Genomic DNA, 19,043 nt, shown 5'->3' with positions numbered 1-19,043 from the left:
CCCGTCTAATTGAGACGGGCTTTTTGGTGTTTTCGGGGCTGGCTTTGCGGCGCACAGTCATGCCCGGAAGCGTATGCATAAGATGAAGCGTTGACACTACGGGGGTGAACAGTGTGAGTAAAACAGCGTTTTACCGTGAATTGGCGCAGGAGATCAACCAAACGGTTGGCAGGGAAGCGGTGACTACCGAGCAGCTAAAAGAATTGGTTCGCCAAGCGAAGATGATTCGGCGAACGCAAGGGCTGATGGGACTGCTGGCATTTGCTAACCAGTTGCCGTACCGCTTTCTCACACCGCATGAAGTGCAAATGATCCAACGTTCGCCGCGATACAGAGAGCTGTCTAGGCGCACCTTGCAAATGTTGGTGATGGAAGGGGTGATCACCCCGTTTGAAGCGAATATGGTGCGAATCTGATCGTCAGCGATTTAGGCGGCGGGCATGGGTGTCCATCCATACGGTGGTTGCCGTGGTTTCATATGGTATAGGGATTGATTTGACCACCTAAGGGAGAGGAAAGGAATGAAGAAAAAGCACCCGAAAAGAAATGTGATGAATAAGCGGGCTCTCAGAACACAAAATCTGGAAAAACCCGTTTTCGGCTTCATCGATGAATTTCCATGGGAAGAGGCCGGAGCGATGGGGGAACCGAAGCCACCGTCAAACCGGGGTTTCTCCGAGTACATGGCTGACAGCTGGGAAGAGGATTGGATTTTCGGTGGTGGATGGGAGCCGCATCACGAAATGCCCACGCCGATGGAAGTGGATAAAAAGCGCAAAGGGGACGGAAAAAAGAAGAAGTTTTCGCCTTATGCCGAATCATCTGAGCCGACGTCACGGCTGGATGAAGTGGAATGGCCCGATTTTTCCGAGCTGGCCGCGGATGACTGGGATACGCAAAACGACATGGAGGAATGTCCGCCCGGTTTTGATGAATTGTCTCAAATCCGCTTGTCACAGCGGTCCAAAAAAACGAAAGCGAGAAAAGGGAAAGCCAGATCGTAAAAAATAGGCTCGCGGATATTTCCGCGAGCCCGATGTATCTTCCACAACATCGGTGTCAGATACTTAATGGGAGAGGAGAAACCGGAGGAAGAGCTTATGGGGAAACGTAAGTCTTCTCCGCGGTTTGACAACATCATCACGACGCTGTCATCAATTAGGATTGCCGGTTTACCCTTTTTTATACATCTTGCAATCATTTTATTTTAGATCTTCTTTATGGTAGGATTAAACGTGTTATGTTCAATTGAACTAAGAGGAGCAAGGTGACAATCCATGCGAATTATTGCTGGCAACCGCAAAGGAACGCGGCTGAAAATGGTGCCTGGCCAACATGTTCGACCGACGGCTGACCGTGTGAAGGAATCGCTGTTTTCGGTGATCGGTCCGTTTTTCGACGGCGGATACGCCCTCGATTTGTTTGCCGGTACGGGTTCATTAGGTTTGGAAGCGCTTAGTCGAGGGATGGAGCGCGCTTTTTTTGTGGATCAATCTAGGACAAGTTGTGAGACGGTCAGAGCAAACGCAGCGTTGGCAAAGTTGTCGGACCAAGTGGAAATCATGCGCCGCGACGCCAGGGCGGCATTAAAAACCTTGAACGAACGGGGCATTCGATTTGACATCATTTTTCTCGATCCGCCTTACCACAAGCAATTGCTCATTCCCGCTTTGACGGAGATCGCCGAGCTTGGTTTGGTGGCGGAGGAGGGGGTAGTGGTGGCGGAGCACCCAAGCCAAATCTCCATGCCTGAAAAGGTGGGGCGACTGACCTCTTTCCGTAGCTTGTCCTATGGTGACGTGGCGATGACGTTGTATACAACGGAAGAGAAAGAAGGGGAAAACATATGAAAGTAGCCGTCTATCCAGGAAGTTTCGATCCGATTACATATGGCCATTTGGATATTATTGAGCGTGGGGCCAAGGTGTTTGACAAGATTATTGTTGCTGTATTGGTCAACTCGTCCAAAAAGCCCCTGTTCAGTGTAGAAGAACGCAAAGCGTTGATCAGTCAAGCGACGGCTCATTTGCCGATGGTGGAAGTGGACAGTTTTGACGGCTTGCTCGTCGATTACTTGCACAAGCGGCAAGCTAACGTCATTCTGCGCGGCCTCAGGGCGATTTCTGATTTCGAATATGAATTGCAACTCGCATCGACCAACCGCCAATTGCGCCCGGAAGCGGAAACCTTCTTTTTGATGACAAGCAATCAACATTCGTTTATCAGTTCCGGCATGGTGAAAGAAGTGGCCAAACACGGAGCCGATGTCAAAGAGTTGGTACCAAATCATGTGGCAATGGCATTGGCCAAAAAATTTGGCCGCGAATAATTTCCTGCACTCCAAGCGGGCTGGGCAAGTGTGTATGGATATATGGGAGGCGGTAAAACATCCGTTTCTGATGAACGCTGATGGACAAGTGCAGTGAATGAAAAAAACGGTGTTTTAGCGCTTCCCATCTCCTTTCTTCAGGGCCCTACCGCAAAAGAAACAAGAGCTCTCACACTGCCACAGCATGAGAGCTCCCCTCATTCTCAAGAGATGGAACGATGGCGTATGCGTTCACATAAAATAAAGATACAACTCAAAACCAAGATCGTGATGGAAGTCCATTCCAATCCCGTCCACAACGGCGTTCGTAGCGGATGAAACACGGACACCGCTGCGGGCATATGGTGCAAATGCTTTTGCAACAACGGATACAATAGAACAGTCAAAGCGCTGGAGATGATCGCATGTAACAAGCGGGCTACAAAGTACGGAGCGTAGCGGATATCCGTTCGGCTGATCATGCTTGCCACTTGCGCGTGGATGGAAAGCCCGTTGAAGCCGATGACTAGGCTGACGATGGTCAATTTGAACATCAGCGGAATAGCAGGCGAAGCGGCGCTAGCTAGTTGCGATCCCAATGTGATTTCAAACATGCCGGCGGTAATCGCTTCCGACAGGCTGGCCGGAAAGGATAAAAACTCCAAAACGTGCGCGATGCCCCTGTTGAATAGTGTGGTTACGCCCACATAATTGACTAAATGCGTGAGCACCGAGAACATCATGATAAATCCACCGATCAATAAGAGGGTTTGCACGGCCGAAGTGACTGCTTGGCCGATCAATTGTCCGAGTGTTCTGCCATCTTGCAGGCGGGCTCGATGCATCGCCCGCAAGGCTCGCAACAGGATGAAGCCTGTTTTTTTGACCGGCGGTTTGGAAGGTGGCGCTTTCGGCTCATGAAATCGCATGAGGAAGCCGACGGCAAACGCTCCTAAATAATGGGCGAGCGCGAGGATAATGCCGACTGAGGTGCTCTCAAAAAAACCGACGGCCACGGCTCCAAAGATAAACAGCGGTCCGGCGGTGCTGGTGAAGGAAACAAGGCGCTCCCCTTCTTCCCGTGAGATTAATCCCTGTTCTCGTAAGCGGGAGGTAAGTTTGGCGCCCATCGGATTGCCTGAAATCAATCCCACTGCCATTACAAAACCGCCTGCACCTGGTACGCGGAACAAGGGCCGCATCAAGGGTTCCAATAAAACGCCCATAAAATGGACGACTCCGAAGCCCATCATCATCTCTGCCGTGATAAAAAAAGGGAGCAATGCCGGGAACACGACATCCCACCAGATTGACAATCCCCGGATGGATGAGCGGAAGGCTTGCTCCGGATACATCAGTAGCACAACCGCGATAAAAAACGCGATGAACGCAAATGTGACCGTTTTTAATTGACTTCGGAGAAGGGGTTGCATCATATTTATTCTCTCCTCGTGGACAACTCAGACATTAACATGTCTACGTAAAACGTGCGTGATTTAGACCGTTTATTCTAAGAATGGAGGGTGGTTCATGGCACGCCCCAAAATCGGCCTGGCGTTGAGTTCAGGTGGTGCGCGAGGGATGGCGCATCTGGGTGTGGTGAAGGTATTGAAGGAAGCGGGAATCGATGTCCAATATGTGGCTGGGAGCAGCATGGGAAGCGTGGTTTCAGTCATGGTGGCCAATCGATTGAATTTGGATTTGTGCGAAAAGTTGGTTTCCGGTCTACGGGTGAAGCATTGGTTGGATCTGACGGTGCCCAAAATGGGCTTGGTTATGGGAGAGAAAGTGCAAGAACTGATCCGCCTGTTGGCTCACCGCAAACGGATCGAAGAACTGCCGATTCCTGCGAGGATCGTGGCCACTGATCTAGTCAAAGGGGAGCCGGTTGTATTCAAAGAGGGGCCGATTGATGTCGCGGTGCGTGCCAGCATTGCCATTCCCGGCATATTTGAACCGGTGCGGATCGGTGATCAGATATTGGTCGACGGGGGCGTCATTGATCGCATTCCGATATCGGTGGTGCGGGAAATGGGAGCGGATTTTGTGATTGCCGTTGATGTCATCCCCAGGGTAAACAAAGCCAAGATCAAAAATATTTTTGATGTGATTGCACAAACTTTAGTTATCATGGAGAAAGAAATAACCAGCCAGCGCTGGCCGATGGCGGATTTCCTCATCCATCCCGATGTGGCTGACATTTCGCCGACGGCGTTTAACCGGATGGATGAATGCGTCAAGCGCGGAGAAAGGGAAGCGCGAAAAGTTCTGCCCCAACTGCTGGCGTTAATTGAGAATTGGCAAGGAGAGAAATCACGAGATGAGCTTGAATCGGTCTGACCAACGGAATATTTGGGGGGTGATTGCCCTTTCCATCCTCTGTTTTTTGATCGGAGGTGCTTTTTTGATCCCCATCCCTTACTTTGCCATCGGCCCTGGCAAGGTGGTGGAAGTGGGGCCCTTGGTGACCGTTGGCAAAGAAAAGGGCAACGAGGAAGGGAGTTTTCGGCTGACCACGATATCGATGAAGCAGGGGGCTCCTGTCGACCTATTGCTGTCGCGCTGGACAAGTACTACCGAACTGGTTCCAGAAGAAAACATTTTGGCCGAGGATGAGGATAAGCAGGATTACCAGCGCAGACAAACCATCAATATGCGCTTGTCACAGAATCAGGCAATCGTGGCCGCCTTTCGCCATGCCAAACGGCCTGTTTCCCAAAAAGTGTTGGGAGTTGAAGTGGAGCGAGTGCTGAAAGAAGGAGCCTCTTCTCTTAAAGAAGGGGATGTGATCAAGCGGATTGACGGAGAGCAAGTTGATTCGACACAGCAATTGATATCCCGTCTCAGCCGCAAACGAGCGGGTGAACGTGTGGCATTAACTCTTTTGCGCGATGGCAAAGAGATGCAAATTACCGCGTTCTTGGTCCCTTTGCGGGTTGACCCGGGGTCTAAGCCGCGTGCTGGGCTGGGAATCGTGCCGGTGGAAAAAGTGGAAGTGAAAACAACACCCCCTACCCACATCGATGCCCGGGAGATCGGTGGCCCTTCCGCAGGCCTGATGTTTGCTTTGGAGGTCTTGAACCGGTTGGTTCCGGAAGATTTAACCCGAGGGTACCGGATTGCGGGAACGGGGACGATCACGGCAGAGGGGGAAGTTGGACAGATCGGGGGGATTCAGCATAAAGTAGTGGCCGCGGATAAAGCGGGCATGGATGTGTTTTTTTGCCCCAAAGACATTCGTCCCGAAGATCAAAATGAAAAAACGGCTAAGCAAACGGTGAAGCGCTTGGGAATCAAGATGAAAGTGATTCCTGTGTCCAATTTGGATGAAGCAGTTCAGGCGCTGAAAAAGTTGCCGCCGAGGGAACAGGCATCTTTCAAGTCAAAAACATTGACAGGTGTCGCTTAAGTGTCTTATAATAACCCTGTTTTTACACAAGGAGTGGAATCATGCAGATTTCCCTGCACAAGTTGAACCAAGCAAAAGACGGGCAACTCGTGATACGTGAAACGGTCGCTCTGGACACGATGCCTGGTGAAGTCCCAGGGCTGATTCGGTTAGCGCCCGTAGAGGTCGAGGCCCGTGTGACGCGGCTCGATCCACACTTGATCGAAGCAGATGTCGAAGAGGAAAGCAAGGCGACTTTCACTTGTTCGCGCTGCTTGCAAGAGTTTGAAACACCGGTTCATGTCAAGTGGACGGAGTTGTTCACGGATGAGGCGCATCGGGCCGTGGAGACAGAGGAGCAGGAGATCCACTATTTTGAAGGGAACGAGTTGGATCTTTCCCCATACATTCGGGAAGCGCTTATGCTCCAACTACCTTACATTCCGGTGTGTCGGGAAGATTGCAAAGGACTCTGTCCAAAATGTGGCGTCAATAAAAATGCTGATTCCTGCAATTGCCAAGTGGAGAAGATCGATCCACGTTTGGCGGCTTTGCAGGATTGGCTCGATCAAAACAAATAAAAGACGTGTGAAAACTTCCCGGTCTTATGTTACATTCTTATAGGGGGTGAAACAGTATGGCAGTACCATTTAGACGCACTTCTAAAACTCGTAAGCGCAAACGTCGCACCCACTTCAAACTTTCCGTACCAGGTATGGTAAATTGCCCGCAATGTGGAGCTCCAAAGCTTTCCCATCGCGTGTGCAAAGAGTGTGGGCACTACAAAGGCTCTGAAGTTGAAGGCGTAGTAAACGAGTAATAGCGAGCCAAGAGCCGACGGTGAAGTCGGCTCTTTATATTTTTTCCATTGCCCAATAAGCATTTTTTTTATATACTGACTTAGTACCTGGTATTAGAATGTGGTATTAAAGAGAGGTGGGCTCCGCTATGCGCATCCCAAAAAAAGAGAGACAAAGGATAATCGCTCAATCCTTTCAGGAAGAACCATTTTTGACAGACGAAGAAATGGCCAAGCGGTGTAATGTAAGCATCCAAACGATTCGTCTGGATCGCGTTGAATTGGGGATTCCCGAATTGCGGGAACGAATCAAGCACATGGCGGAGAACCATTTTGATCCTGTAAAATCGCTGTTGCAGGAAGAAGTGATCGGAGAGATTGTCGATTTGCAACTGGATCAAAGTGGTGTGTCCATTCTGGAGATAAACAAAGAGCATGTATTCGCCCGCAATCAGATCGCCCGGGGGCATATCCTTTTCGCCCAGGCCAACTCGCTTGCGGTGGCCATCGTCGATGCAGAGGTGGCTTTGACGGGATCAGCGGGAATTCGATTTGTGCGCCCCGTCCGATTGGGAGAGAAATGTATAGCGCACGCTAAGGTTATCAGAAAGCAAATTAACAACAGTTTGCAAGTGGATGTGAAAACCAAAGTGAATGGCGAGATTGTCTTCCAAGGAATTTTTGATGTGTACCGCTTGGAAGACGGGCGTGTATCCATGTGAGGAGGAACAACAATGCGGATTGCAATAGACGCGCATGGTGGAGACCATGCCCCTCAAGCGGTGATCGAAGGGGTTAAAATGGCGTCGCGAGAGTGGCCCGACACCACCATCATTCTTGTGGGATGCGATGAGAGCGTCTTGCCGGAGCCGCTGCCGGGAGTGGTCTTTAAAAAAGTAACAGAAGTCATTGAACCAGACGACGAACCCGTACGGTCGGTCCGCCGGAAAAAAGATTCCTCCATTGTCGTTGGATGCCGGATGGTGAAAGAGAAAGAAGCCGACGCTTTTATCAGTGGCGGAAATACGGGTGCGCTGATGGCTGCGGGCCTGTTTTACACGGGACGTTTGCCTGGGGTCGATCGGCCTGCGCTAGCACCGGTTTTGCCGACCTTGTCAGGGAAAGGGATTTTGGTGCTGGATGTAGGGGCTAACCCCGAGGCACGTGCCGAACATTTGCACCAATACGCCAAATTGGGCAGTGTGTATGCCGAAAGGGTGTTGGGATTTGAAGCCCCGCGCGTGGGCCTGCTTAACATCGGGACAGAAGAGGGCAAAGGGACGGAATTGAACAAGGCGGCGTTCGCTTTGTTCCAAGAAGACGAATCCCTTCGCTTTCTGGGAAATGTTGAAGCGCGTGAAGTGTTGTATGGGCCGTGTGAAGTGTTGGTCTGCGACGGATACAGCGGCAACATCCTGTTGAAGAACACGGAAGGAGTTGCTAAAGCCGTTTTTGATCGCCTGAAACAGGAGCTTACACAAAATCTGCTCACCAAACTGGCGGGTGCCATCTTGAAGCCGGGATTGAAGCGTTTCGCCAAAGAGATGGATTACAAAGAACATGGCGGCGCTCCGTTGCTGGGACTGGCCGGTTCGATCATCAAAGCTCATGGATCGTCTGACGCCACCGCGTTTTTCAATGCGATACGGCAGGCGCGCCGATTTGTTGAAAACAATGTCATGGTTCAACTGGAAGCGGAATTTTCGCGTGGGAGAGGAGAGTGACGGCGTGGGCGCAGTTGGAATTCTTGGGACAGGTGCATATGTACCCGAAAAAGTGCTAACCAATGCCGATTTGGAGAAGATGGTCGACACCAATGATGAGTGGATCGTATCGAGAACGGGGATTCGTGAGCGGCGTATCGCCGCCCCGGACCAAGCGTCCTCTGATTTGGCTGTCATAGCAGCTGAGCGGGCTTTGGCCCATGCGGGATTGACAGCTGACCAGCTGGATTTGATCATTGTGGCGACAGTGACGCCGGATATGTCGTTTCCAGCGACAGCCTGTTTGGTGCAAGACAAACTCGGTGCGACCAAGGCGGCAACGTTCGACCTTTCCGCAGCGTGCACTGGGTTTTTGTACGGGGTGTCTACCGCAGCCCAATTTATCCAGAACGGCATGTATAAGTACGCGTTGGTGATTGGGGTGGAATGCCTGTCCCGCATCGTGGATTGGTCAGACCGTAACACCTGCGTCCTGTTTGGGGATGGCGCAGGGGCGGCTGTGCTTGGCCCGGTTGAAGACGGATACGGTTTCCTCTCTTACGAATTGGGAGGGGACGGCTCAGGGAAGGACTTGCTGAAGCTGGAAGCGGGCGGCTCACGTAAGCCGGCATCTCAACAGACATTGGATGAACGCTTGCATTTCATTTATATGAACGGCAGAGAGGTGTTCAAATTTGCTGTCCGTGTGCTGGGCAATGCGACAGAAGAAGCACTTGCTAAAGCTGGTCTTGGCAGAGAGGACATCGATTTCCTGATCCCACACCAAGCCAACATCCGCATCATCGAATCGGCGGTCAAGCGGTTCGGTCTAACTGAGGACAAGGTGGTTGTCAACTTGGATCGTTATGGCAACATGTCTTCGGCATCTGTGCCGGTGGCTTTGGATGAAGCAGTGAAATCAGGCAAGATCAAAAAAGGAGACACACTGGCCTTGTGCGGGTTTGGCGGAGGACTCACCTGGGGTGCCACCATACTCAAATGGGCGCTTGATTAAGTGCAATGGGAGGAGACATGATGGGTAAAATCGCTTTGATCTTTCCGGGACAAGGATCGCAAACAGTGGGAATGGGGCAGGACATTTGCGAACACAGCGAGACGGCGAAGCAGATTTTTGAAGAAGCGGACGCCACATTGGGCTATGCATTGTCGGAGCTTTGTTTTCACGGCCCGGAAGAGGAGTTGCGCTTGACGGCCAACACGCAGCCCGCCATTTTGACCACCAGTGTCGCGTTGTATGCCGCGTTGCGGGAAAAATTACCACTCACGCCGGATTTTGTGGCAGGACACAGCCTTGGAGAATACTCCGCGCTGGTAGCGGCGGGAGCGATGAGTTTCCGCGATGCGGTAACGACCGTGCGCAAGCGGGGGATCTACATGGAAGAAGCGGTGCCGGCGGGTGTCGGGGCCATGTCCGCAATTATGAATCTGGAGCGCAACAAGTTGGATGAGGTTTGCCGGAGCGTGTCCAAAGCGGGGCATGTGGTTGAGCCAGCCAATTACAATTCACCGGCCCAGATCGTCATCTCCGGACATGCCGCCGCAGTAGCTGAAGCAGGTGAACAGGCGGCAGAAGCGGGAGCGAGACGGGTTATTCCTCTGTCGGTCAGTGGTCCATTCCACTCCTCTCTGATGCAACCAGCGGCCGAACGGCTTAAAGCGGCACTGAGTCAAGTGATTGTACACGACGCCTCCGTGCCGGTCGTGGCCAACGTGACGGCGGAAGCTGTTTCGAGTTCGGCGGAAATCGTGGAATTGTTGGTTAAGCAAGTCGCTTCGCCCGTGTTGTGGGAGGATAGCGTGAGATACATGCTGAATCAAGGGGTGACCACTTTTGTGGAAGTGGGTGCCGGCAGTGTACTCACTGGTCTGGTGAGAAAGGTTGACCGCAAAGTGAAGGCGATTTCCATCCAGGATACACAAACGCTGGAGCAAGCGATTGAACAGCTTCAAACTCTCAGCTAGATGAACAGGAGGGAAACCGGGTATGTTAAACGGTAAGACGGCAGTGGTAACGGGCGGATCGCGGGGGATTGGGCGCGCGATTGCCATTACATTGGCAGAAGCCGGCGCCGATATCGTCATTTTTTACGCCGGGAATCATGCGGCTGCAGAAGAAACGATTCAATCTGTGCGGGAAAAGGGCCGGCAAGGCTTAGCCTTGAAAGTGGACGTATCTGACAAGGAGCAAGTTGATGCGGCGATGAAAGAGGTGGTGTCCACCTTTGGGCACGTCGATATTTTGGTGAACAATGCGGGCATTACGCGTGACAATCTGCTGATGCGCATGAAGGAAGACGAGTGGGATCAAGTGATTGCCACCAATCTCAAGGGCGCCTTCCTCTGCACCAAAGCAGTGATCCGACCCATGCTCAAGCAAAAAGGCGGACGCATCATCAACATCAGCTCCGTCGTCGGCGTGGCGGGAAACCAAGGACAAGCCAACTATGTGGCGGCCAAAGCAGGTTTGATTGGACTTACCAAAACCACGGCCAAAGAATTGGCAAGCCGTGGTATCACCGTGAATGCCATTGCGCCTGGGTTCATTGAGACGGACATGACGTCTGTGTTGGACGAAGCCTTGAAGGAGCAAATGCGTTCCGAGATACCGCTTGGGTATTATGGTACCCCGCAAGACATCGCTGAGGCTGTTAAGTTTTTGGCTTCAGACTCCGCGCGTTACATCACCGGACAAACAATTCATGTCGATGGTGGCATGGTGATGCAATAAGATGACATTGCTTGTGGGGAAGTTGTCCCGTATAATACTGAGGGGAGGTGAAAGATATGGCAGATACGTTAGAACGTGTAAAAAAGATCATCGTTGAGCGTCTGGATGTGGATGAGGCGGAAGTGACGCTGGAAGCGTCCATCAAAGAAGATTTGGGTGCCGACTCACTCGACGTAGTGGATCTCATCATGGAATTGGAAGATGAGTTCGAATTGGAGATCGGCGATGATGAAGCTGCTAAAATCTCCACGGTTGGAGATATTGTAGAATATATCAACAAACATAATTAATCGCTACTTCATACTTACTGTATAAAGTCCCGCTCTTGTTGCGGGACTTTATACACAACGTACTAAAAAGCGTATCAGCTATGTTGAGAAAGGCGGTGGATCAGGTGAATAAGAGGGTTGTGATCACCGGTCTTGGAATAATTTCTCCCCTTGGTAACGATGTAAACACATTCTGGAATCATCTGATCGCAGGCAAGTCCGGGGTGGGGAACATCACCCATTTCGACACAACGGACTATGCAGTGAAGATTGCCGCAGAGGTCAAGGATTTTGACCCGCTGAATTATATAGATAAAAAAGAAGCACGCCGCATGGATCGATTTGTGCAATTTGCGGTGGCGGCGGCCAAAGAAGCACTGAAGCACGCTGAATTGGACATGAACAAAGTGGACGCCAACCGTGTAGGGGTTTATGTGGGCTCCGGGATCGGCGGACTGTCGACTTTGGAAAACCAACATCGCGTGTTGATGGAGCGAGGACCGCGCCGGGTTAGCCCATTCTTTGTGCCGATGATGATTGCTAACATGTCTTCGGGCATGGTGTCCATCCACACTGGTGCCAAAGGGCCCAACAGCGCGGCGATCTCGGCTTGCGCGACCGGCACGCACTGCGTCGGCGACTCGTTCAAGATGTTGCAACGCGGCGATGCCGATGTGATGTTGGCAGGTGGCACGGAAGCAACCATTTTGCCAATGGCCATAGCTGGTTTTTCGGCGATGGGTGCCTTGTCCAGCCGCAATGATGATCCGCAAAAGGCTAGCCGTCCGTTTGACCGTGACCGTGACGGATTTGTCATGGGTGAAGGAGCGGCAGTGTTGGTGTTGGAAACGCTGGAGCATGCACAAAAACGCGGTGCCAACATCATCGCTGAAGTTGTGGGATATGGGATGACGGCTGACGCCTATCACATCACCAGCCCCGACCCACAAGGAGATGGCGCGAAACGAAGCATGGAGATGGCGCTGTCCGATGCCGGTCTGAAACCGGAGGACATAGATTACATCAACGCCCATGGTACATCAACCGATATTAACGACAAATTTGAGACGATGGCGATCAAAGCTGCTTTCGGTGAACATGCGCATAAGTTGGCGATTAGCTCAACCAAATCCATGATGGGGCACTTGCTGGGTGCGGCGGGAGCGATTGAAGCGGCAGTGCTGGCGCTTACGCTCAAAGAGCAAATCATTCCGCCGACAATCAATTTGGAAAATCCGGATCCCGAATGTGATTTGGACTATGTGCCGAATGAAGCGCGTAAGGCGCGCGTCCGGGCCGCCATTTCGAACTCACTCGGTTTTGGCGGGCACAATGCCACCATCTGCATCAAAGAGTTTGCGGAAGCGTAAGGGGATGAACACATGATGGATTTATCTGAGTTGGAACGGTCCATCGGCTTGACCTTGAAAAACAAAAAATTGTTCCAACAAGCTTTTACTCACACTTCATTTGCCCATGAACGGAAAAACAGCGGGAAGTTCCCAGACAATGAGCGATTGGAGTTCTTGGGAGACGCGGTGCTTGAATTGGCAGTGTCGGAATACTTGTTTCACCGTTATCCGCAGATGAGCGAAGGTGAATTGACACGCACACGGGCACGTGTGGTGTGTGAAGCATCCCTTGCTTCTTTTGCCAAAGAGCTTGATTTTGGGCGCTTTGTGCGATTGGGAAAAGGAGAGGAGATGACGGGAGGCCGCACCCGTCCTTCCCTCTTGGCCGATGTGTTTGAAGCTTTTATCGGAGCCTTGTTTTTGGATCAGGGCTTGGATGAGGTGCGGCGGTTTTTGACCAGATTGGTCTTTCCGAAAATCAATGATGAATGGCTGGCCAACATGTTGGACGCCAAAAGCCAGTTGCAAGAGCTGGTTCAACAAGAGAGATTGGGTGCCTTGGAATATCGGATTGTGGATATGCAAGGCCCTGCGCATGATCGCCACTTTGTGGCTGAAGTGTATCTTGAAGACCGATGCTTGGGACAAGGCGCGGGCCGTTCCAAAAAAGAAGCAGAACAACAAGCGGCGCTCATCGCCCTTAAAACTTGGAAAGCAAGATAATGTGCAAACCACCGCCTGCTGGGAATCGGTGGTTTTTCTTATTGTCCATGAGGGAATAGACAGTTGAGCATATCTTCAGAGAGGGGGCGAAATATGGCTGACATCCAATTAGGGACGATGCTTTTCATGCTTCTCCAGCTCGTTGAGTTTCTAGCGTTAGCGTTTTTTTCTTGTTGCCGGGTGTTTTGGTCATCAACAGCTGGAAGCGTTTGAAACGGATCGAACAGCAGAATGAAACCATCATCCGTCTGTTGCGGGAACGTTCGGTGGAAGCAGAGCGAAGAGACACAGAATAGCGGAGGGATTTATTGTATTTGATCTAATCTCACTGTGATGGTGCCAACTTTTCCTTGCCGTCAAGCCCCCCTTTTTTCGAATCTTGGAAAGAATGTTATCAGAATTATATTATTAAATTAATAAATAATTCATTGTATAATCACCCTCCTTTTCATTTATGTAGAAATTTTTTTCAATACCTGTGGATATGTCTGTGCAAATCCGATATAATGAGAATAAATATCATTATCGAATGGGTGAATCGGTGAAAGGAGAGGGAAGGCATGATGGCATTGGAACGGTTGGAAAATAGAGAACGGGTGTTGTTGGAAAACCAGTTTCAAGTCGCTCCGTCGTTCACGCCTGCCTCGCCTTTGTCTTTTACGGCGTTGGAATTGTTGGATGGGCAAAAGTGCCATGATATGATAGCAAGGCTTGCTGAAACGATCGGTGGTGCACCGATGGTGGCGGTGGCGTCCCAGTTCAGCAAAAAATATACGTTTATGGTGATTGTGCCGGCTCTTTTTACGATGAGTGTGCTGAACAAAGGGTTGGACTTATCCCTTGGCAATGTGGTGATCGACCTGGAACAGCCGGGCGAAAAATCTCCTTTTGCAGCCAAGCTCAAACGGTGGACGGTCACCAAGCCTGGTTCCCGGCGCGAAGCTTGGCGCGAACGGCTGATCTCCCAGTTGATCGGACGACATGTGGTGCCGCTGTGGCATCAGCTCCATGAATCGACCGGTGTTCCGCTCGCCATTTTATGGGAAAACTTTGCTCTGTACGTATATTGGTTGTATGAAACAAAGTTGGTGGGATTGGAAGGGGAAGAACGGAATCGAGTTGAAACTGATTTTCATTATTTGCTCAATGAAACACCCGCTTCCCTGTATGCAGAAAAAATACAGCCGTTGGCGCGTTTTCACAGTCCCAAATGTTGGCCTGCCCATGCGCCTGAACCGGTGCGGATTCGCAAAACCTGTTGCCTCTATTACCAAGTGGGCGACAAGACCTGCAAAACTTGCCCGCGAAATTGTTTCACTATTACCGAACCTTGTCGTGATACGCCGCTTGAAGGCTGACTTCTCACCCGAGAGTCGGCTTTTTTGTTTGCTCTCCTTTCATGCAGGATGAGCGGGGAGAAAGAGAGAAGTATTTCATGCCGGGGAGGTTTGTACAAGCAATAGCGACCGGGTGTAAACCCGGGCCGGATGAGCTCCCGCAAGCAACAGAGATAACTGAAAGGGATGAAGTTGATGAAGAGTATCAGTTATGACGACTTTTTGAAAGTGGATCTCAGAATCGGTCAAATCATCCGGGCAGAGGTGTTTGAGAAAGCGCGAAAGCCGGCGTACAAGCTATGGATTGACTTCGGTGAGGAGCTGGGGGTCAAACGAAGCAGTGCGCAAATCACGCAACTTTACCACATTGATGAGTTGGTTGGCAAACGAGTGGTGGCTGTTACCAATTTCCCACCGAAACAGATTGCTGACTTTATGTCTGAAGTGTTGGTGTTGGGGGTTGATTCCAAGGTGGGTGGTGTCACCCTGTTGGGAGTAGACCATGAAGCCCCACTGGGCACGCGGGTGTATTGAGCAAGCACATTCCCTGAATCCTCACCAGGGAATGTTTTTTTATGCTAAAATAGATCAGTTCATTTGATTGAAACGCGCCACTTGCAGACTTGTTCTGTGGCCGTTCTTTTGGATGGACTGGTGCGTGTCTGATGCATAGACCAGCGGCTCTAAAACCATTTTCTCATTTGCTGCCGCGCGTGGCGGAGGCGTTCTCGAGAAAAGGTTGTTCTGCCGCTTTTTTCCACCGATGTGATTTGCCAGACACATCCTGGTGAATGATGAAGAGAGGAGGGGGCTTATGTATCTTAAACGGTTAGAGATGAGTGGTTTCAAATCGTTCGCCGATCGCACAGAGCTGGAGTTTGTTCCGGGTGTGACCGCCGTTGTTGGGCCCAATGGCAGTGGCAAGAGCAATGTCACCGACGGCATTCGTTGGGTGTTGGGGGAACAGAGTGCCAAATCGTTGCGCGGAAATAAGATGGAAGATGTTATTTTCGCAGGAAGTGATACACGCAAACCGGTCGGTTATTGCGAAGTCTCCATGACCTTTGATAATTCGGAGCGGCGTCTGCCCGTCGATTATGAGGAAGTCACAGTGACGCGGCGGGTATACCGATCCGGAGAAAGCGAATATTTCCTTAATAAGCAATCCTGCCGCCTCAAAGACATTCATGAGCTGTTCATGGACACAGGTATAGGTAAAGATGCATATTCCATGATCGGACAAGGCAAAATTGACGAAATCCTCAGTTCCAAATCGGAAGATCGGCGAGCCATCTTCGAAGAGGCGGCGGGGATTGTCAAATACAAAGCCCGTAAAAAAGAAGCAGAGAAAAAGCTGGAAGGAACGGAGCAAAACCTTTCCCGTATCCACGATCTCATCCATGAAATCAAAGGGCAAGTGGAACCGCTTGCGGAACAGGCCGAGCGAGCGAATCGCTTCAAAGAATTGAAGGCGGAATTGCAAGAAGTGGAAATCGGCTTGTATGTACATAAAATTGAAACGCTACATGAAGAATGGCAAGAAGCTTCCCAAGCGGTAAAAAGCCTGTCCCAAGAGCAGGTCAGCTTGGCCGCTGCTGTCAGTGGACGTGAAGCACAGCTGGAAGAGCTGAAAGCGAAACTGCTTGAACAAGAACAAAACTGGGAGCAGGTTCAGACGGCGTTGCTGTCGGTGAGTGAAGAGTTGGAAAAGGCAGAGGGACAACGGGAAGTGCGGCTGGAGCGGGTGAAGAACCGAACGGAAACCCAGCAGCAATTGTCTGAACGCATCCGCGAGCTGGAGGCAGAGTGCGCGCGTCTAAAGACAGAAGAAGAGCAGACCGGCGATCTTCTTGCACAAAAGCGCGCCGAACTGGCTGAGCTGGAACAGCAACTTGAGAAGTTGGAGTTACAACTCTCTCTGTCATCGGCCGATGACGCCGACCAACTGGATGAGTTGTCCAAAAAAATCCAACAACATGGCAACCGGTTGGCGGCACTCTCCAGTGAAAAACAATACATGACTGAACAACTGGCCGAGCTGGTGGAGCGAATCAAGGATTTTGCCGAGCAAAAACAGGCTCTCTTGCAAGCCAAAGAGGCCCAAGCGGGACGATCCGATGAGATCGCCGACCAATTGAAGCAGGTAGAGGGCGAGCTACGGGAGGCGGCCGAACAGGTTCGCGTCTTGGCAGAGCAACGCGGTCAAATCGAGCAGGAGGAGAAAGCCCTCGCTGACCGTAGCCGCAAAGTGGAACAACAGCTCAACCGCCTACGTTCCCAGTATGAATGGATCAAAGAGACAGAAGCCGAGCACCAAGGGTTTATGCAAGGCGTGAAAGAGGTGCTTAAGGCTCGCGACCGGGGCATTTCATCGTTAGCTGGAGTCCATGGCGCGGTGGCGCAGTTGATTCAAGTGCCGCGAGAGATGGAAGCAGCGATTGAGACCGCACTTGGTGGCGCGCTACAACATGTGGTGGTCGAAGATGAGAAGACCGGTCGCCAAGGTATTCAATACCTGAAGGAAAAACGGTTGGGCCGGGCCACCTTTTTGCCGCTCGATGTATTGAAAAGCCGGATGTTGCCGCAACAAGAAATAGCCAAATGCGAGTCGCAGCCTGGATTTGTAGGGATTGCGGCCAATTTGGTCAAAACGGAGCCCCGCTATCGCCGGTTGATTGAGCATTTGCTCGGGCTGGTCGTGGTTACTGAGAACATGGAACAAGCCAACCGAATGGCCCGCAGTTTGAGTTACCGTTACCGGGTGGTTACTCTAGACGGCGACGTGGTTAATCCGGGTGGATCGATGACCGGGGGTAGCCGCCATCAGACCAAAAGCAATCTCTTGGGTCGGTCACGCCAACTGGAAGAATGTGAGAAGGAGCTCAAACGGGCGGAAGCCGCTTGGCGCCAAGTGGAGCAGGAGTTTGAAGCTTTGCACCTGCGCAAACAAGCACTTGAGCAGGAGTGGGAAGCAGTGCGGGTGCGCGGGGAAGAGCGGCGCTTAAAAGAACAAGAGCTACGCGGCAAAGAGCGGGAGTTGCAGGTGGAAGAGCGTGCTTTGGACGAACAATTGCGCACACTCAACCAAGAGCATGAAAAGTCTCTCAAAAGAAAAGATGAACTCCAAGAGCAGTTGGCGCGGACAGAGCAGAGCATCGTCGAATTGGAGCGGGAGAAGGAGCTTCTGGGCGTGCTCATCAGTGAATCACAAGAGCGGGTCAAGCAGCAAGCCAATGTGAAAGAAGAAGTTGGCGCGCAAATGACCGAATTTAAGGTGCGCCGCGCCCGCTTGCATCAAGAAGTGACCAACCTGGAAGAAAACTTGGGCCGACTCCGGCAAGAGTGGGCACGGCTGGACAAACAGAAACAGGCCGCACAAGCGGAATTGCGTAGCCTGGATGAGGCGCGCGAGTTCAACACACAAGAAATGCAATCACTGGAGGAACGCATCGCCGAGCTGCGCGCTCGCAAGGAAGAAGTGCAACAACAGCTGGGCGAAACAAGGAGTTTGCGGGAACAGATGATCTCAGACCGCGAGGTACAGGAAAAGGAATTGCGTTCCACCCAGCAAAAATTGCGCAAGCTGGGCAATAAGTTGCATGAACAAGAAGTGCGTGCCAATCGTCTGGACGTGGAGCTTAATCACTTGTTGCAGAAGCTGGCTGAAGAATACGAAATGAGTTACGAACGCGCCAAACAAACCCACCCCGTTCCCGAACAGCCTGCGGAGGCTGAACGGCGGGTACGTTCATTGAAGGGGCAGATCGCGGCGTTGGGCGAAGTAAACCTGGGTGCGATCGAGGAATATGCTCGTCTGAAAGAGCGGCTCAGCTTTTTGGAGGAGCAGGAGGCCGACTTGCTTGAAGCCAAACAAAAGCTGTATGAGATTATCAGCCAATTGGTCGAAGAGATGGGACGGCGCTTCGGAGAGGCGTTTGATATGATCCGAGCGGAATTCCAGCAGGTGTTTGTACAGATGTTTGGCGGCGGCCGCGCAGATTTGAAGCTGAGCGATCCGGACAATCTCTTGGAGACAGGGATTGAGATTGTGGCTCAGCCTCCAGGCAAAAAGTTGCAAAACCTCAATCTGCTGTCGGGTGGAGAACGCGCATTGGCTGCGCTTGCCCTGCTTTATTCGGTGTTGCGCATCAAGCCGGTGCCGTTCTGTGTGCTGGATGAAGTGGATGCGGCTCTCGATGAGGCCAACTTGACTCGTTATACGCGTTATATGCGGGAGTTTGCCAACCGGACGCAGTTTATTATCATCACCCACCGCAAGCACACCATGGAGGCATGTGACGTGCTGTATGGAATTACCATGCAAGAATCAGGTGTGTCGAAGCTGGTATCTGTGAAGCTGGAAGAGTATGATGGATTTAGCGAAGTTGCCGCTAGCAAGAAACAGGAGGAGTAGC

21 protein-coding genes are annotated in these 19,043 nt (G+C 51.5%); 20 read left to right on the top strand and 1 reads right to left on the bottom strand.

What is annotated here, in order from left to right; genetic code table 11:
- Positions 1-113: 113 nt before the first annotated feature.
- The 4 genes from NYR52_RS10875 (at position 114) to coaD (ending at position 2,329) form a co-directional block, all read left to right on the top strand.
- Positions 114-416 (top strand): hypothetical protein, encoded by a 303-nt coding sequence (locus NYR52_RS10875; protein WP_022736385.1) that lies wholly within the window; start codon positions 114-116, stop codon positions 414-416.
- 105 nt (positions 417-521) lie between these two features.
- Complete coding sequence (locus NYR52_RS10870) at positions 522-1,004, top strand: hypothetical protein (RefSeq protein ID WP_132222253.1); 483 nt, start codon at positions 522-524, stop codon at positions 1,002-1,004.
- Positions 1,005-1,277: 273 nt separating this feature from the next.
- The gene (rsmD, locus tag NYR52_RS10865; protein WP_132222251.1) at positions 1,278-1,850 is read left to right on the top strand and encodes a 16S rRNA (guanine(966)-N(2))-methyltransferase RsmD; all 573 of its coding nucleotides are present in this window, start codon (positions 1,278-1,280) and stop codon (positions 1,848-1,850) included.
- Positions 1,847-2,329: a pantetheine-phosphate adenylyltransferase gene (gene coaD, locus NYR52_RS10860; protein ID WP_132222249.1), complete on the top strand. Its 483-nt coding sequence runs from the start codon at positions 1,847-1,849 to the stop codon at positions 2,327-2,329. The genes rsmD and coaD overlap by 4 nt, the downstream gene beginning before the upstream one ends.
- A gap of 203 nt (positions 2,330-2,532) precedes the next feature.
- Here coaD and spoVV read toward each other — a convergent pair whose 3' ends face one another.
- The gene (gene spoVV / locus NYR52_RS10855) at positions 2,533-3,744 is read right to left on the bottom strand and encodes a dipicolinic acid transporter SpoVV (protein WP_246026932.1); all 1,212 of its coding nucleotides are present in this window, start codon (positions 3,742-3,744) and stop codon (positions 2,533-2,535) included.
- 94 nt (positions 3,745-3,838) lie between these two features.
- On the opposite strand from spoVV, the gene NYR52_RS10850 reads away from it, so the two are divergent.
- The 16 genes from NYR52_RS10850 (at position 3,839) to smc (ending at position 19,042) form a co-directional block, all read left to right on the top strand.
- A complete protein-coding gene (locus NYR52_RS10850) occupies positions 3,839-4,648 on the top strand; it encodes a patatin-like phospholipase family protein (protein WP_132222247.1) in 810 nt (269 codons plus the stop codon).
- Positions 4,629-5,717, top strand: a complete 1,089-nt coding sequence (locus NYR52_RS10845; protein WP_132222245.1) for a SepM family pheromone-processing serine protease — start codon at positions 4,629-4,631, stop codon at positions 5,715-5,717. Before NYR52_RS10850 ends, NYR52_RS10845 begins: the two co-directional genes overlap by 20 nt.
- A 41-nt stretch (positions 5,718-5,758) precedes the next feature.
- On the top strand, positions 5,759-6,277 hold the full coding sequence (locus tag NYR52_RS10840; RefSeq protein ID WP_132222243.1) for a YceD family protein: 519 nt from the start codon (positions 5,759-5,761) through the stop codon (positions 6,275-6,277).
- A 56-nt stretch (positions 6,278-6,333) separates the two neighbouring features.
- Positions 6,334-6,516, top strand: a complete 183-nt coding sequence (gene rpmF, locus NYR52_RS10835) for a 50S ribosomal protein L32 (protein WP_083465011.1) — start codon at positions 6,334-6,336, stop codon at positions 6,514-6,516.
- Between the two features lie 128 nt (positions 6,517-6,644).
- Entirely contained in the window at positions 6,645-7,217 is a 573-nt protein-coding gene (gene fapR / locus NYR52_RS10830; RefSeq protein ID WP_022736377.1) for a transcription factor FapR, read from the top strand.
- A gap of 12 nt (positions 7,218-7,229) precedes the next feature.
- A complete protein-coding gene (gene plsX, locus NYR52_RS10825) occupies positions 7,230-8,219 on the top strand; it encodes a phosphate acyltransferase PlsX (protein ID WP_259435634.1) in 990 nt (329 codons plus the stop codon).
- Positions 8,170-9,213 (top strand): beta-ketoacyl-ACP synthase III, encoded by a 1,044-nt coding sequence (locus NYR52_RS10820; protein WP_132222984.1) that lies wholly within the window; start codon positions 8,170-8,172, stop codon positions 9,211-9,213. The genes plsX and NYR52_RS10820 overlap by 50 nt, the downstream gene beginning before the upstream one ends.
- Before the next feature lie 20 nt (positions 9,214-9,233).
- A complete protein-coding gene (fabD, locus tag NYR52_RS10815) occupies positions 9,234-10,181 on the top strand; it encodes an ACP S-malonyltransferase (RefSeq protein ID WP_259435633.1) in 948 nt (315 codons plus the stop codon).
- A gap of 22 nt (positions 10,182-10,203) precedes the next feature.
- Positions 10,204-10,947 carry a 3-oxoacyl-[acyl-carrier-protein] reductase gene (gene fabG, locus NYR52_RS10810; protein WP_259435632.1) on the top strand — a complete coding sequence of 248 codons (744 nt, stop codon included), beginning with the start codon at positions 10,204-10,206 and terminating at the stop codon, positions 10,945-10,947.
- Positions 10,948-11,003: 56 nt separating this feature from the next.
- The gene (locus tag NYR52_RS10805) at positions 11,004-11,237 is read left to right on the top strand and encodes an acyl carrier protein (protein ID WP_022736372.1); all 234 of its coding nucleotides are present in this window, start codon (positions 11,004-11,006) and stop codon (positions 11,235-11,237) included.
- A gap of 104 nt (positions 11,238-11,341) precedes the next feature.
- Positions 11,342-12,586: a beta-ketoacyl-ACP synthase II gene (fabF, locus tag NYR52_RS10800; RefSeq protein ID WP_259435631.1), complete on the top strand. Its 1,245-nt coding sequence runs from the start codon at positions 11,342-11,344 to the stop codon at positions 12,584-12,586.
- 15 nt (positions 12,587-12,601) lie between these two features.
- The gene (gene rnc / locus NYR52_RS10795) at positions 12,602-13,291 is read left to right on the top strand and encodes a ribonuclease III (protein ID WP_375163202.1); all 690 of its coding nucleotides are present in this window, start codon (positions 12,602-12,604) and stop codon (positions 13,289-13,291) included.
- A 170-nt stretch (positions 13,292-13,461) separates the two neighbouring features.
- Positions 13,462-13,587, top strand: a complete 126-nt coding sequence (locus tag NYR52_RS10790) for a hypothetical protein (RefSeq protein WP_259435630.1) — start codon at positions 13,462-13,464, stop codon at positions 13,585-13,587.
- A gap of 264 nt (positions 13,588-13,851) precedes the next feature.
- Positions 13,852-14,649, top strand: coding sequence for an IucA/IucC family C-terminal-domain containing protein (locus NYR52_RS10785; RefSeq protein WP_259435629.1), 798 nt, complete (start codon positions 13,852-13,854; stop codon positions 14,647-14,649).
- Positions 14,650-14,823: 174 nt separating this feature from the next.
- On the top strand, positions 14,824-15,162 hold the full coding sequence (locus tag NYR52_RS10780; protein WP_132222231.1) for a tRNA-binding protein: 339 nt from the start codon (positions 14,824-14,826) through the stop codon (positions 15,160-15,162).
- Positions 15,163-15,442: 280 nt separating this feature from the next.
- A complete protein-coding gene (gene smc / locus NYR52_RS10775; protein ID WP_259435628.1) occupies positions 15,443-19,042 on the top strand; it encodes a chromosome segregation protein SMC in 3,600 nt (1,199 codons plus the stop codon).
- Position 19,043: the final 1 nt, after the last annotated feature.

The sequence above is a fragment of the Laceyella sacchari genome (assembly GCF_024927925.1).
Classification (GTDB): domain Bacteria; phylum Bacillota; class Bacilli; order Thermoactinomycetales; family Thermoactinomycetaceae; genus Laceyella; species Laceyella sacchari.
This window is presented reverse-complemented; position numbering and strand designations above follow the sequence as displayed.

Excerpts from the sequence above, each read along its gene's own strand:
- fabD (WP_259435633.1), top strand. The coding sequence starts at position 9,234 with ATGGGTAAAATCGCTTTGATCTTTCCGGGACAAGGATCGCAAACAGTG.
- coaD (WP_132222249.1), top strand. The coding sequence starts at position 1,847 with ATGAAAGTAGCCGTCTATCCAGGAAGTTTCGATCCGATTACATATGGC.
- plsX (WP_259435634.1), top strand. The coding sequence starts at position 7,230 with ATGCGGATTGCAATAGACGCGCATGGTGGAGACCATGCCCCTCAAGCG.
- spoVV (WP_246026932.1), bottom strand. The coding sequence starts at position 3,744 with ATGATGCAACCCCTTCTCCGAAGTCAATTAAAAACGGTCACATTTGCG.
- smc (WP_259435628.1), top strand. The coding sequence starts at position 15,443 with ATGTATCTTAAACGGTTAGAGATGAGTGGTTTCAAATCGTTCGCCGAT.
- rpmF (WP_083465011.1), top strand. The coding sequence starts at position 6,334 with ATGGCAGTACCATTTAGACGCACTTCTAAAACTCGTAAGCGCAAACGT.
- NYR52_RS10840 (WP_132222243.1), top strand. The coding sequence starts at position 5,759 with ATGCAGATTTCCCTGCACAAGTTGAACCAAGCAAAAGACGGGCAACTC.
- NYR52_RS10780 (WP_132222231.1), top strand. The coding sequence starts at position 14,824 with ATGAAGAGTATCAGTTATGACGACTTTTTGAAAGTGGATCTCAGAATC.
- NYR52_RS10870 (WP_132222253.1), top strand. The coding sequence starts at position 522 with ATGAAGAAAAAGCACCCGAAAAGAAATGTGATGAATAAGCGGGCTCTC.
- NYR52_RS10820 (WP_132222984.1), top strand. The coding sequence starts at position 8,170 with ATGTCATGGTTCAACTGGAAGCGGAATTTTCGCGTGGGAGAGGAGAGT.
- NYR52_RS10845 (WP_132222245.1), top strand. The coding sequence starts at position 4,629 with ATGAGCTTGAATCGGTCTGACCAACGGAATATTTGGGGGGTGATTGCC.
- rnc (WP_375163202.1), top strand. The coding sequence starts at position 12,602 with ATGGATTTATCTGAGTTGGAACGGTCCATCGGCTTGACCTTGAAAAAC.
- fabG (WP_259435632.1), top strand. The coding sequence starts at position 10,204 with ATGTTAAACGGTAAGACGGCAGTGGTAACGGGCGGATCGCGGGGGATT.
- NYR52_RS10850 (WP_132222247.1), top strand. The coding sequence starts at position 3,839 with ATGGCACGCCCCAAAATCGGCCTGGCGTTGAGTTCAGGTGGTGCGCGA.
- fapR (WP_022736377.1), top strand. The coding sequence starts at position 6,645 with ATGCGCATCCCAAAAAAAGAGAGACAAAGGATAATCGCTCAATCCTTT.
- NYR52_RS10785 (WP_259435629.1), top strand. The coding sequence starts at position 13,852 with ATGATGGCATTGGAACGGTTGGAAAATAGAGAACGGGTGTTGTTGGAA.
- NYR52_RS10805 (WP_022736372.1), top strand. The coding sequence starts at position 11,004 with ATGGCAGATACGTTAGAACGTGTAAAAAAGATCATCGTTGAGCGTCTG.
- rsmD (WP_132222251.1), top strand. The coding sequence starts at position 1,278 with ATGCGAATTATTGCTGGCAACCGCAAAGGAACGCGGCTGAAAATGGTG.